Origin of the sequence: Demequina salsinemoris (genome assembly GCF_000974805.1) — a bacterium.
GTDB lineage: Bacteria > Actinomycetota > Actinomycetes > Actinomycetales > Demequinaceae > Demequina > Demequina salsinemoris.
Genome location: NZ_BBQZ01000004.1, coordinates 1 through 12013, shown reverse-complemented (window position 1 = coordinate 12013; position 12013 = coordinate 1). Strand labels below are relative to the sequence as shown.

At 70.8% G+C, this 12013-nt stretch carries 15 protein-coding genes; 7 read left to right on the top strand and 8 right to left on the bottom strand.

Annotation, left to right across the window (positions count from 1 at the left end):
• Positions 1-67: 67 nt before the first annotated feature.
• Positions 68-526, top strand: a complete 459-nt coding sequence (locus AOP78_RS08745; protein ID WP_083979976.1) for a MarR family winged helix-turn-helix transcriptional regulator — start codon at positions 68-70, stop codon at positions 524-526.
• Between the two features lie 23 nt (positions 527-549).
• Here AOP78_RS08745 and AOP78_RS08740 read toward each other — a convergent pair whose 3' ends face one another.
• From AOP78_RS08740 to AOP78_RS08730, 3 genes are read right to left on the bottom strand one after another with little or no spacing between them, the layout of a single operon-like run.
• Entirely contained in the window at positions 550-1173 is a 624-nt protein-coding gene (locus tag AOP78_RS08740) for a SanA/YdcF family protein (protein ID WP_062203318.1), read from the bottom strand.
• The gene (locus AOP78_RS08735; RefSeq protein ID WP_152659478.1) at positions 1170-1412 is read right to left on the bottom strand and encodes an acyl-CoA carboxylase subunit epsilon; all 243 of its coding nucleotides are present in this window, start codon (positions 1410-1412) and stop codon (positions 1170-1172) included. The genes AOP78_RS08740 and AOP78_RS08735 overlap by 4 nt, the downstream gene beginning before the upstream one ends.
• Positions 1409-2998 carry an acyl-CoA carboxylase subunit beta gene (locus tag AOP78_RS08730; protein ID WP_062203317.1) on the bottom strand — a complete coding sequence of 530 codons (1590 nt, stop codon included), beginning with the start codon at positions 2996-2998 and terminating at the stop codon, positions 1409-1411. The genes AOP78_RS08735 and AOP78_RS08730 overlap by 4 nt, the downstream gene beginning before the upstream one ends.
• Positions 2999-3193: 195 nt before the next feature.
• Between AOP78_RS08730 and AOP78_RS08725 the strand changes: the two genes are divergently transcribed.
• The 5 genes from AOP78_RS08725 (at position 3194) to AOP78_RS08705 (ending at position 6088) form a co-directional block, all read left to right on the top strand.
• On the top strand, positions 3194-3505 hold the full coding sequence (locus tag AOP78_RS08725) for a PTS lactose transporter subunit IIB (protein ID WP_062203884.1): 312 nt from the start codon (positions 3194-3196) through the stop codon (positions 3503-3505).
• 2 nt (positions 3506-3507) lie between these two features.
• The gene (locus AOP78_RS08720; protein ID WP_152659477.1) at positions 3508-3930 is read left to right on the top strand and encodes a PTS mannitol transporter subunit IIA; all 423 of its coding nucleotides are present in this window, start codon (positions 3508-3510) and stop codon (positions 3928-3930) included.
• 187 nt (positions 3931-4117) lie between these two features.
• Positions 4118-4879 (top strand): DeoR/GlpR family DNA-binding transcription regulator, encoded by a 762-nt coding sequence (locus AOP78_RS08715; protein WP_062203315.1) that lies wholly within the window; start codon positions 4118-4120, stop codon positions 4877-4879.
• A 130-nt stretch (positions 4880-5009) separates the two neighbouring features.
• Positions 5010-5276 (top strand): HPr family phosphocarrier protein, encoded by a 267-nt coding sequence (locus AOP78_RS08710; RefSeq protein ID WP_062203312.1) that lies wholly within the window; start codon positions 5010-5012, stop codon positions 5274-5276.
• A complete protein-coding gene (locus AOP78_RS08705; RefSeq protein ID WP_062203310.1) occupies positions 5273-6088 on the top strand; it encodes a biotin--[acetyl-CoA-carboxylase] ligase in 816 nt (271 codons plus the stop codon). Before AOP78_RS08710 ends, AOP78_RS08705 begins: the two co-directional genes overlap by 4 nt.
• A gap of 7 nt (positions 6089-6095) precedes the next feature.
• On the opposite strand, the gene AOP78_RS08700 is transcribed toward AOP78_RS08705, so the two are convergent.
• The 5 genes from AOP78_RS08700 to AOP78_RS08680 all read right to left on the bottom strand — a co-directional run bounded on the left by AOP78_RS08700 (position 6096) and on the right by AOP78_RS08680 (position 10806).
• Positions 6096-6797 carry an SOS response-associated peptidase gene (locus AOP78_RS08700; RefSeq protein ID WP_062203308.1) on the bottom strand — a complete coding sequence of 234 codons (702 nt, stop codon included), beginning with the start codon at positions 6795-6797 and terminating at the stop codon, positions 6096-6098.
• 41 nt (positions 6798-6838) lie between these two features.
• Positions 6839-7327, bottom strand: coding sequence for an aminoacyl-tRNA deacylase (locus AOP78_RS08695; protein ID WP_062203306.1), 489 nt, complete (start codon positions 7325-7327; stop codon positions 6839-6841).
• A gap of 64 nt (positions 7328-7391) precedes the next feature.
• Positions 7392-8792: a hypothetical protein gene (locus AOP78_RS15035; protein WP_062203305.1), complete on the bottom strand. Its 1401-nt coding sequence runs from the start codon at positions 8790-8792 to the stop codon at positions 7392-7394.
• A gap of 108 nt (positions 8793-8900) precedes the next feature.
• Positions 8901-9200: a hypothetical protein gene (locus AOP78_RS08685; RefSeq protein ID WP_062203303.1), complete on the bottom strand. Its 300-nt coding sequence runs from the start codon at positions 9198-9200 to the stop codon at positions 8901-8903.
• A 274-nt stretch (positions 9201-9474) separates the two neighbouring features.
• Positions 9475-10806, bottom strand: a complete 1332-nt coding sequence (locus AOP78_RS08680) for an MFS transporter (RefSeq protein ID WP_062203301.1) — start codon at positions 10804-10806, stop codon at positions 9475-9477.
• 334 nt (positions 10807-11140) lie between these two features.
• On the opposite strand from AOP78_RS08680, the gene AOP78_RS08675 reads away from it, so the two are divergent.
• On the top strand, positions 11141-11587 hold the full coding sequence (locus AOP78_RS08675) for a hypothetical protein (protein ID WP_152659476.1): 447 nt from the start codon (positions 11141-11143) through the stop codon (positions 11585-11587).
• Positions 11588-12013: the final 426 nt, after the last annotated feature.

Below are 12013 nucleotides of genomic sequence, written 5' to 3'. Positions count from 1 at the left end.
GAATGTCGTCGTGTGCGAAACCTCCCGGCTGGCTAGGATGTTTTTCACGTAGCACCTGGGAGGATCCATGTCTGACCGTGAGGCTTTGCTCGACGCCGCTGTCGAGGAGTTCCTGCGTTTCGTTCATCTGTCCGCGCCGAACCAGGCGGGTGCCGTCGCCAGGCTGGGGCTGACCCTCCATCAGTTCCGAGGGATCGTCCAGGTCTATGTGCAGCCGGGCATCTCGACCACCGAGTTCGCCGACGCGATCGGCGTGCAGCCGTCCGTCGCCACCGGGGTCGTCCAGCGCCTCGTCGACCGGGGGCTCGTGGCCCGCACGCTCGATGAGGAGGACCGTCGCATCAGGCGGCTGTCGCTCACGTCCGAGGGGCTCGAGGTGGCCGAGGAGGCCGCCGGCATCGCCCGCTCGACGCGCCGCGCGCAGCTGGGTGTCCTGGACGATGCGCAGCTGGTTCAGATGCGCGACCTGCTCAAGGTGCTCGAGGCGGGGCTCGGCGCCCCGGTCCCGCAGGCGCAGGCCTCGTAGCCCGAAGGAAAGACCGGTCGGCGCTACCGCGCCGTGTCGCCCTCGGGGGCGAGGTCCTCGTGCTCGAGGGCGCCCGCCTCGATCAGCGCCGCCTTCCATGACGCCGCGAGCTCGCGGCCGTAGCCGATCGCGGTGTGGGGCTTGAGCGCGATCTCGGGGTGGACGCCCTGTGCGTCGAGGCCCGCCCGCTCGCACAGCCATACGGCGCGCGGCAGGTGGAACTCCTGTGAGCACACGATGACGCTCGAGTAGCCGGCCTCGAGCGCGTTCAGCGCCGAGGTGCGGGTGTCGTAGCCGTCGGGGTCGAGCACCAGGGCCTCCTCCGGGACACCGAGCTCGAGCGCGGTCGCGCGCATGGCGGCGGTCTCGTCGAGGCCCTCGCGGTTGTGGCCCGCGCCCGACAGGACGATCTGGGGCACGAGGCCCGAGTGGAACAGCGCCGCGCCGACCTCGACGCGCTCGCGCAGGAACCGGCTGGGTCGCCCGTCCTCCCACACCCGCGCGCCCAGCACGAGAGCGGCATCCGCGGTGTCGATGCCGGGGCATCCCGCTCCGTGGATCGTGCCCCACGTGCGGGCGCGCATGTACAGGTGCGGCGCGGCGAGCGCGCTGCCGCCGGCCACGATCAGCCTGCCGAATGCGTTCATCGCAGCGAATGCCTCCAGGCCTCGTCGCCGCGTCCGAGCGGCAGCATGAGGCGTCGTCCCTGCATGCGTCGGGTGCGGTCCATCCAGGCCGACACGGGTGCGCCGGGGCCCTCCTCGTCGGCCGTCGCCGAGGCGACGGCGACCATCCCGGCCACGAGGGCCGCGAGCTCGGCCTCGTCCGGCGCGCCGCGCACGACGCGCAGCGACGCGGCGGCCTGCAGGAGGTCCTCGTCGCTCACAGCGGGATGTTCCCGTGCTTCTTGGGCGGCAGCGACGCGCGCTTGGTGCGCAGCGCGCGCAGGCCGCGGACGATCTGCGCGCGGGTCTCGTGCGGCTGGATCACGGCGTCCACGTAGCCGCGGTCGGCCGCATCGTACGGGTTGACGATGCGGTCCTCGTAGTCCTCGACGAGCATCTGACGCTCACGCTCGACGTCGCCGCCCTTGGCCTCGACGTCGGCGAGCGTGCGGCGCGACAGGATGTTGACCGCGCCCGCCGCTCCCATGACCGCGATCTGCGCTGTCGGCCACGCGAGGTTGATATCGGCGCCGAGCTGCTTGGAGGCCATGACGATGTACGCGCCGCCGTAGGCCTTGCGCGTGATGACGGTGATGAGCGGGACGGTCGCCTCGGCGTACGCGTAGATGAGCTTCGCGCCGCGACGGATGATGCCGCGGTGCTCCTGCGCGACGCCCGGCAGGAAGCCAGGCACGTCGACGAAGGTCAGCACGGGGATGTTGAACGAGTCGCACGTGCGCACGAAGCGGGCGGCCTTCTCGGAGGCGTCGATGTCGAGCGTGCCGGCCATCGACTGCGGCTGGTTCGCGACGAAGCCGACCGAGTGGCCCTCGATGTGTCCGAAGCCCACGAGCACGTTGGGCGCGAAGAGCGGCTGGACCTCGAGCAGCTCGCCGTCGTCCAGCACCGCCTCCAGGAGGGTGCGCATGTCGTACGGCTGGTTGTCCGAGTCGGGCACGAGCGCGTCGAGCGCGAGGTCCTCGTCGGTGAGCTCGAGCTCGGCCTCCTGCTCCCACGCGGGAGGGTCGGACAGGTTGTTCTGCGGGAGGTACTGGAGGAGGTGCTGGACGTACTCGATCGCGTCGTCCTCGTCCGAGGCGAGGTAGTGCGCGACGCCCGAGGTGGCGTTGTGCGTCTGCCCGCCGCCGAGCTCCTCGAAGGTGACCTGCTCGCCCGTGACGGACTTGATGACGTCGGGTCCGGTGATGAACATCTGCGACGTGCCGTCGGCCATGACGATGAAGTCGGTCAGCGCGGGGGAGTACACCGCGCCGCCCGCGGACGGGCCGAGGATGAGCGAGATCTGCGGGATCACGCCAGACGCGGCGACGTTGCGACGGAAGATCTCCGCGAACTGCGTCAGCGCCGCGACGCCCTCCTGGATGCGCGCGCCGCCGCCGTCGGAGATGCCGATGAGCGGCACGCCCGTGCGCAGCGCGAAGTCCTGCACCTTGGCGATCTTCTGGCCGTGGACCTCGCCGAGCGAGCCTCCGAAGACCGTGAAGTCCTGCGAGTAGACGGCGACCTGGCGGCCGTCGATCGTGCCGTAGCCGGTGACGACGCCGTCCCCGTAGGGACGGTTGCGGTCGAGTCCGAAGTTCGTGGAGCGGTGCCGCGCGAACTGGTCCATCTCCATGAACGAGCCCTCGTCGAGCAGCTGGAGCACGCGTTCCCTGGCGGTCTTCTTGCCGCGGGCGTGCTGCTTCTCCTGGGCCTTCTCCTCGGCGGCGGTGACCGCGGCGTCGTGACGCTTGCGCAGGGATGCGGCGGCGCCGGCCGTGGTCTTCCGTGGCTGGGTGTCGGACACGTCTCTCCTTGGGGCTCGGGACTGCGACACAGCCTAGTCGCGCCCCTGCGCGCGCCACCGGGGGAGAGATACAAGGATGGGGCCCACTTCTTGGCGGCTTGTACCGCGATGGCCCTCGGGCAGGCAAGAATGGGGGCCTGAGGGTCGTGGATGACGCGGCCATGCGCCGCAACGTCAGCGAAGGGGTCGGACACCATGCCGTCGATCAACGGTTCCGCAGTCAAGAAGGTCATCGTCGCGTGCGACGCGGGGATGGGATCGAGCGTCATGGTGGCGAGCAACCTCAAGAGCCGTCTCAAGCAGTACGGGGTCGAGGTGGATCACATCCCGGTGAACCAGCTCCCTGAGGAGCCGGGCCTCGTGGTCCTGTGCCACCAGGGTCTCGCGCCTCGCGCGCAGCAGACCGCGCCGCATGCGGTGGTCGTGCCGTTCGCGATCTTCATGGGCGATCCCGCGTTCGCGGCGCTCGAGAAGGCGATCGCGGACGGCGAGCCGCTGGAGTCCTGACCGTGCCGGTCCTGTCCCCGGAGGGGGTGCTGCTCGCTCGCACCGCGGTGGACAGGGACGATGCGTTGGTGCAGTGCGCTGGAGCGCTCGCGTCGCTCGGGGCCGTCGGCGGCGACTACCTGGATGCGATGCGTGCGCGTGAGGCGGAGATCGGCACGTATATAGGTGAGGGCGTCGCGATCCCGCACGGGACCCACGAGGCGCTCGCGGGCATCCGGCGGGCGGCCATCGCCTTCCTCCAGTTCCCCGACGGCGTGGACTGGGATGGCCAGGACGTGCGCGTGTGCATCCCGATCGCGTCGCGCACCGACGAGCACGTCGACATCCTGAGCGCGCTCGCGCGGACGCTCGGGGATCCCGAGGCGGCCGCGCGGCTGCGCGAGGCGAGGGACGTCAAGACGGTGCTCGCGCTGCTCGCGCCGTAGGCGCCAGTGCCGGGGACGATGCGCCGGGGACGATGCGCCGGTTGCGTGCCCCGGCATCGTCCCGCGTTCTCGCGGACAGGGGGAGGGTCGCGACGCGCGGGGAGCGCGGGTTGCTCGCAATTCTGGGGATGAACGGGACAATATCCGCACGGGAGGGACATCTCGGGACAGCGAAGGAGCATTGCCGATGTACGCGGCCGAACGCCAGCACGAGATCCTCGCGCGGGCGCGCGCCAACGGCAGGGTCGAGGTCGGTCCGCTGGCCGACAGCCTGGGGGTCACCGTCGAGACCGTGCGTCGCGACCTCACGGCGCTCGAGCGCATGGGCGCGGTCCGGCGCGTGCACGGAGGCGCGCTTCCCGTCGAGCGCCTGGTGCTCGAGCCCAGCCTCGTCGCGCGCGAGACCCGCAACTCCGAGCAGAAGCGGCGCATCGCCGCGCGCGCGATCGAGGAGCTGCCCGCCGGCGGGACGATCCTGCTCGACGCGGGCACGACGATGCTCGCGATCGCCGAGGCGATCCCCGCCGACCTCGAGGCGACCGTCGTGACGAACTCGGTCGCGGTCGCGTCGCGCCTGGCCGACATGCCGCACCTCGAGCTGCTCATGCTCGGCGGTCGGGTCCGCCAGCTCACCGGCGCCGCCGTGGGCGACTGGACCGAGGCGGAGCTCGCGCCGCTGTGCGTCGACGTGGCCTTCATCGGCACCAACGGGCTGACCGTCGAGAGGGGGCTCACCACCCCGGACCAGACCGAGGCCGCGGCGAAGCACGCGATGGTGCGCGCGGGCCGGCGCGTCGTCGTCGTGGCCGACGCGACCAAGGTGGGGCCGGTGCACCTGCACCGCTTCGCCGCCCTGGACGAGATCGCGATGCTCATCACCGACGACTCGCTCGACGACGAGACGGCTCAGGCGATCGGCGACGCGGGCGTCGAGGTTGCACGAGTCTGAGGCATGGCCGCACGCGACGTGCGCCCGGCTCGCTTGCGCGCGACGGCGAGGGGTACCGTGGGCTCGCGGCCGTCCGCCGCGTCGCTGAGGAGCCGGGTCGCCCGGCCATGACCCCCTGGAGGGACCTGACATGACCACGCGCACCGTCGAGATCGGATCGTCCGTCGGCCTTCATGCCCGCCCCGCGGCGCTGTTCGTCCAGGCGGTCAACGACGCAGGGATCCCGGTGACGATCTGCAAGCCCGGCGGCGCCCCGACTCCCGCGAACTCGATGCTGGGCGTGATGGCGCTCGGCGCGAAGTTCGGCGAGACCGTGGAGCTGTCCTCCGACGCCGACGGCGCCGACGAGAAGCTCGACGTCCTCGTCGAGCTCCTCAAGAAGGACCTGGACGCCTGACCGCCCGTCCGCCGCTGACCGCCGACGCGGTCGAGCCCCTCGTCGCGCCGCGCGGCCCGCTCGCGCTCGCGGCCGTCGTCGACGCCGAGCCGTCGACCAACACCGCGCTCGCGGCCGCGCTGCGCGAGGACCCCGATGCGTGGCCACACCTCGCGGTGTACGTCGCCGATCATCAGACGGCGGGCCGCGGCCGTGCCGGTCGTGTGTGGGAGACGCCCGCGGGCACGTCCCTCACGGTGAGCTGGGTGCTTCGACCTCGCGCCACCGGTCCCGACCTCGCGTGGGCGCCGCTCGTCGTCGGCCTCGCCGCGGTGCGCGCGCTGCGCTCGCTCGGGGTCGACGCCTGGGTCAAGTGGCCGAACGACATCGTCGTGCGCGTCGATGAGGACGAGGTTCCCGGCTGGGGCCCGTGGCGCAAGGTCGCGGGAATCCTGTGCGAGGTCGTCGGTGACGCGGTGGTCGCGGGGACCGGCGTGAACGTGCTTCAGGCCGCGGACGAGCTGCCCGTGCCGCACGCCGCCTCGCTCGCGTCTCTCGGATGCGCGGCCTCGCGGGTCGACGTGCTCGGCGCGCTCGGAACAGCGCTGCGCGACACCACCGCGCGCTGGGACGTCGACCCCGAGGGCATGCGCGACGAGGCCGAGGCCGTGTGCGCGACGATCGGTTGGGACGTCGCGGTCGACGTCGGCACCGCCGCCCCCGTCGCGGGGCGCGCGATCGGGCTCGGCGAGGACGGCTCGCTTCTCGTGGAGTCGGCCTCTGGGCGTCGGACCGCGGTGCTCGCGGGCGACGTGCGGGTGCGCAGGGCCTGACGCCCGGCTACTCCCCGGCGGCGTCGATCAGGGTCGCGTCGTTGTTGCGCACGTTGCCCACGGCCCTGCCCACCTCATGCCACGCGAGCTCGGGCGCCGGGGCCGCGATCGCATCGTGCAGGGACGATGCGGGGGCGTCGCGGTCGAGCCACGTCGCCGCGGACTCGGGGGCGAGCATCGCGGGCTGGCGGTCGTGGATGTCGCGCATCTCGTCGCGCGACGCGACGGTGACGATCGAGCACGAGGCCATCCAGGGCGCATCGTCCCCTGCCTCCTTGTCCCTCCAGAACTCGTACAGCCCCGCGAAGGCGAGGGGCGCATCGTCCCTGGTGTGGATGAAGCACGGGGTCTTGCCAGCCGAGGTGGTCTGCCACTCGTAGTAGCCCGATGCGGGGACGATGCAGCGGCGCTTGGCGAAGGCCGCGCGGAATGACGGCTTCTCCGCCATGGTCTCCGAGCGCGCGTTGAACATGCGCGAGCCGACCGCCGGGTCCTTGGCCCACGACGGGACGAGGCCCCAGCGAGCGACCTCGAGCTGCCGCTCGCCCACCGGGGCGGGCTCGCGCGACGGGACGACGATCGGCACCTTCTGCGTCGGCGCGATGTTCCACGACGGGGGCAGCAGGCGCGCCTCGTCGGAGACCACCGCGACCTCGAACGCGTCGATCAGGTCCCGTTCGGTGAGGAAGTTCGCGTAGCGGCCGCACATGGTTCCAGTGTGCCCGGGTTCGCCGGCGCGCGGGCCGGCGGCTACGCGGGCTCGGTGACGTCGACGACCTCGGCGGCGAGCGTCGCGACCAGGTCCGCGGGATCCATCGTCGCGCCGAGGCCGTGCGCGCCCGCGCCGATGCTGACCGGACCGGGGCGCGACGTGATGAGCGCGTCGGCGATCACGGGAAGCGGTGCGCCGCCGGGTTCGGGGTGTGCCCCGAAGGGCGTGATCGTGCCGCGCTCGTAGCCGGTGACGGCGAGAGCCACGTCCTTGTCGGGCATCGACAGGCGGCTCACGCCCAGGTGTGCGCGCAGCTTGGGCCAGCTGATCTGCCGGTCGCCGGGGACGAGCACCAGGAGGAAGTCGCCCTCGCCGCGGCGCACCACCATCGTCTTGAGCAGCTGTGACGGCTCGATGCCGCGCGCGGCGGCGGCCTCCTCGAGCGAGCGTACGGGGCCGTGCTCGGTGATGGTGTGGAGGATGCCGGAGGTGGCGAGCGCGCGGGTCGCGGGGGTCTCGGTGGTCACGCTGTGTTCAACCGCGGCGGCGTCGGATCGCTTCCGCGCGCGCCTCGGCGGGCCGCGGTCCGCCTCAGACCGGGTCGATCGCCGGGTTGCTCTCCTGGGCCGGCTCGGTGGCGGGCGCGTCGCCGCGGAGGACCCCGAAGGCGACCGCGACCAGCGCGAGCAGGATCGCGGTGAGCAGCACATCACCAGGCGAGACCGGGCGCAGGAGTGCGAAGCACATCGCGAAGACGACCGCGAGCGCCACCCACTGCAGCCAGCCGTGGCGCTCGAGCAGGCGCGCGAGCTCGGGGGAGCGCCAGCCGCGTCCCTCGAGGGAGGTCGCGCCTCGCCCGAGTGTCGTGGCGCCCATGGCGCGGGCCGCTTCCGCGGCGCGCGACCGGCCCGCGAGGACTCCTCCGATCAGCGCGATGAGGCCCGCGAGCGCGAAGCCCAGGCTCGAGGCGGTGAGCGACGCGGTCAGGCCGTCGTAGATCGCGATGGTCGCGTCGACGGGGATGTCCGAGGCGAGCGCGGCGGCCGCGACCGCTCCGACGACCATGAGGAGGCCCGCGATCAGAGAGCCGACCACGAGCATGAGCGTGCCCGCGATCACGAGCGCGCGCGGGCGGCGCGGGTGCAGCGCGATCCCGATCACGAGCAGCGCGATCGTGAGCCACGGCAGAACCGAGCCGAGCGTCGTGAGCACCGCGTAGGCGAGGCGCGCTGTCGCGACCTCGGGCACCTGGGTGACGGTGACGGTCGCGTCGGAGTCGGGGATGGACTGCGCGAGCGTGAAGCCCTGGTCGACGAGCGCGGGACGGATCACGTCGATGATCGGCTGCATCTGGATGACCACGTTGCCGTTGGTGTCGATCGCGACCGCGCCGTCCCCCTCGCCCTCGAGGATCGCGACCACCTGCTCGTGCGTGAGGGTGAGCGTCTGCTCCCATACGGCGGCGAAGGCGTCGGACTCGACCACGCTGGTGAGGCCGGCGCGGATGGCGGTGCGGGTCTGGTCGGCGAGGAGGGGGCCCAGGACGTCGCCGGCCTCGGCCAGGCGCGGCGTGGAGTCCTCGTCGATGATGCTGTCCAGCAGGTCCGCGACGAGCGCGTCGGGGTCGAGCGCGTCGTCGATCGCGGTCGCGACCTGGTCGACCACGAGGGCCTGGATCGCGGGGTCCTCGGCGAGGGGTGCGAGCGTGCTCACGAACGCGTCGGTGTCGCTGACCGCGTTGGCGCCGTAGGAGGCGACGGTGCCCAGCGGCGCGAGGATCGCGCCGAGGACGATGAGGGTGGTCGCCAGGAACGCGCGGCCGCGGCTCGGCTTCGTGTCCGTCGATGTGGACGATGCGGGGGTCGGTTCGTCCGTCGGGGCGGGGGCCGGTTCCGGCCGGGCGTCGAGCTGCTCCCTGAGCGAGGCGTTCTCCGCCTCGAGCTCCGCGAGGCGCTCCTCGATCTGCGCCTTCGTCATCCTGCTCGCCGCCATGGAAGCCCCCGTGTGTCGCCAGGCCGATCCAGCATCGTCCCTGTCACCGAGCGTAGCGAGGCGAAGCGGGTCGGGGGAGCCTCCTGTCCGAATGCGTTCGCGCGGCTGTCAGATGGTGACGTCCAGGACGGTTCCCGTGGTCTGAGTGGAATCCGCGGTGCCGACCGTGTCGGTGTCGATCTCCAGGTCGTCGGGGATGCCGTTGTTGTTCTCGTCCTCGTCCTCCTCCGAGGCCGAGGACGTGGCCGGGGGTGCAGGGGGCGCGCCCTGGGGGCCTCCGGTGGGGCGAGATGAGACGGTGGTCGACGTGGTGTCCGCGCTCTCGTCGGAAACCGACTGTGCGGCGGACGCGGAGGCCGAGAAGTCGCGGATGGAGACGGTCGCGCCTGAGACGCCTGAGATCGACATGGGTACTCCCTGCGTTGTGACGCGCCGATGCGCGCGTGATGGGGCCAGGACGGTGGGGCGGTGCGCTCCGGGGCTTGACGCGAGGAACGACCGTCGGTGCCGTCGAGCATTGCTGCTCGTGATGCGCATCGGTCCGCTTGACGCGAGGGCGAGCGTTCTGCGAAAGCTCTGAGCAAACTCTTGGCATCGAGTGCCGAAGTCGCGCAGTGGTGACATGGAAGGGCCCGGCCGGGGGCGTTCCCCTGACCGGGCCCTCCTGTGCGTCAGCCGCAGATCAGTGCGCGGCGAGCTCCGCCTCAGCGAAGCCTGCGGGCTCCTCGACGGGCTTGGGGTCGACGAGCCAGAACAGCACGACGTTGACCAGTGCGATGCCCGCGAGCATCGTGTAGGCGCCGGTGTATCCGCCCAGGTGGGTCAGGCCCCACGCGAGGATCGCGTAGGACGTGATGCGCACCAGGCCCTGCATCGGCTGGATGATGCCGAAGGCCTTGACGAAGGTGCCGCGGGGGAACTTGTCCGCCACGATCGCGGTCGTCAGGTTGGTCGCGCCACCGAAGCTCAGTCCGATCATCACGAGCGAGAACCAGAGCATGAACGTGTTCGTCGCGTAGAGGTTGGCCACCACAGCGACGAGCCACCAGGCGGAGTACAGCATCAGGCCCATGCGGCTGGACATGCGCTGGCCCAGCCACCCCCACGCGTAGGCGCCGGGAACGCCGATGAAGGCGGCGATCGCCATGTTGGTGATGGCCTGGTCCTGGGAGTAGCCGAGGGCCATCATGCGCGGGACCAGCTGGCTGAGGACCGCGACGAGCACGATGAAGATGCCTCCGGAGCCGAGCCCGATCAGCCACACGTCCTTCATCTTGAGCAGCTGGAGGGTCGAGAACGGGGACTTGTACGTCTCGGCGGCCTCGCGGCTCGCCTTGATCTGCTCCGCAGTCATCGGGATGTTGTCCGGTGTCGCGCCCGCCTCCTCCGGCAGGTTCTTCACGAACAGGGCGACGACGATCACGAGGGCGCCGAGGATTGCCGAGACGGCCCAGAAGCCGTTCTGGACGCCGAAGATCGCGAAGAACGCCGCGAGCATCGGGACGAACAGCGCGGTGGACATCGTCTGGCCCATCGTCATCCAGCCGAGCGCCAGGTTCTTCTTGCGGGGGAACCAGTTGGCGATGAGGTTGATCCCTCCGACGTAGCCGAAGCCGCTGCCGAAGAAGTTGACCATGAAGAACAGCCCGACGAACGCGGGGATGGTGCCCCACGTGCCGAGCAGTCCGAAGGCGATCGCCGACGCGGCCAGGCAGACGATGATGTTGATCTTCGCGCCCCACAGCTCGCAGGTCTTCGCGACGGCCCATCCGGCGATCACGCCGCCGAGCGACGCGGGCGTCGCCCAGTACAGCAGCGTGGTCGAGTCCAGGCCGTAGTACTCCGCAAGCGTCGGCACGATGATGTTGAGGCCGTGGACCTGGATGCCTGCGGCGAGCCAGATCAGCACTCCCTGGACGCCGACGATGGACCAGCCTCGTGCGCCGAAGTTCGAACGGTTGTCGACCGGAGGAGACTCCAGTGCGGTGGGTACGGTCTTGGGTTCTGCGCTCATGTTGACCTCTCTCGCCTTTGAGTGAAGCGGGCGCGACCTGCGTGTCTCGCGGCACGCCCTGGAGGGGAGCGTGTCACAGCGCACCGTGGATGAGGTACGCGCATTTACGCATAAGTCGATGCCGGGTCTGTCCGGATATCTCCCGACTTCCTTGCTCGATCCGCCGCCCTGCCCGCTCGTTGCACTCGGTGACACCGAGTGCTACAAAGGGGGCACTCCACGAGTGCGTCGCGTGATGCGGTCGCTACGGGGCGGCGGTTGGCGGGGTGCCAGTTCCGTAGGGGGTCGGCGCCGCTGGCGCCCTGTTCCGTTGGGGTTCGGCAACATGACCGTGATGACCGCTCTCGTATCAGCGGCGTGTGCGCTGCTGGTGGGAGCGATTGTCTGGGCGTTGTCGCGGACCGAGGGTCGTTGGCGTGTGGTCCCAGTGCTCGGCGGGGCTGCCGTCCTCGCCGCCGGCGGATGGATCTTGCTCGGTCCGCACACGGAGGGGGTGTGGGTCGACTCGCTCGGAGCGCTTGACGGCAAGGTCTCCTTCTCGGCTCCGCAGGCGAGCGGCCATGCCACTGGGGACACGTTCTTCTTCACCTCGAGCGCGTCCGAGGATGCGGTGTTCGAAGCCTTCCTCGACGCGTATCCCGAGGCGACGCGCGACGGTGACGTCGCCACTCTGACCGTGGGGGTCCAGGCCTTCACGCTCACGTTCCATCCCGAAGGCATCGAGGGAGTGTCGTCGGACCCGTGCTACCTGCTCGCGAACGCGGAAGCGATCCTTGGGTGAGCGTGCGGCGGCGGGATCGGCGGCTGGCCGTGGCTGGTCGAACATCAACGATGTCGATGACCACTTACACAGAAAGATCGACAGACCCGTGGCGGGGTGCCTCTGAGGGCGGCCGCGCGACCGTCCGCGGCGCCGTTCGGGCCGCACGAATTTTCAGTCGAGAGTCAAACAGTCAAGCCGGAAAAACGAAAAACCCCCGCTGTAGCAGGGGTTTCGTGGCTCCGACCGGCGTCGATCCGGTGACCTTTCGAATTGGAGTGGGCCTCTGCCAGGGGTTTTCGCGGGGTTGCATGGTCTTCGGAAGTGCCAGGTAGACCTGCGAATCGGCTGTCAGGGCTTGTCGATGGTTGCATCTGAATGTGCGGGATAGATGCGGGGTGACTCTTCGCGCCGAGCGATGGCGTGGCATTCGACCACGCCCGGGTC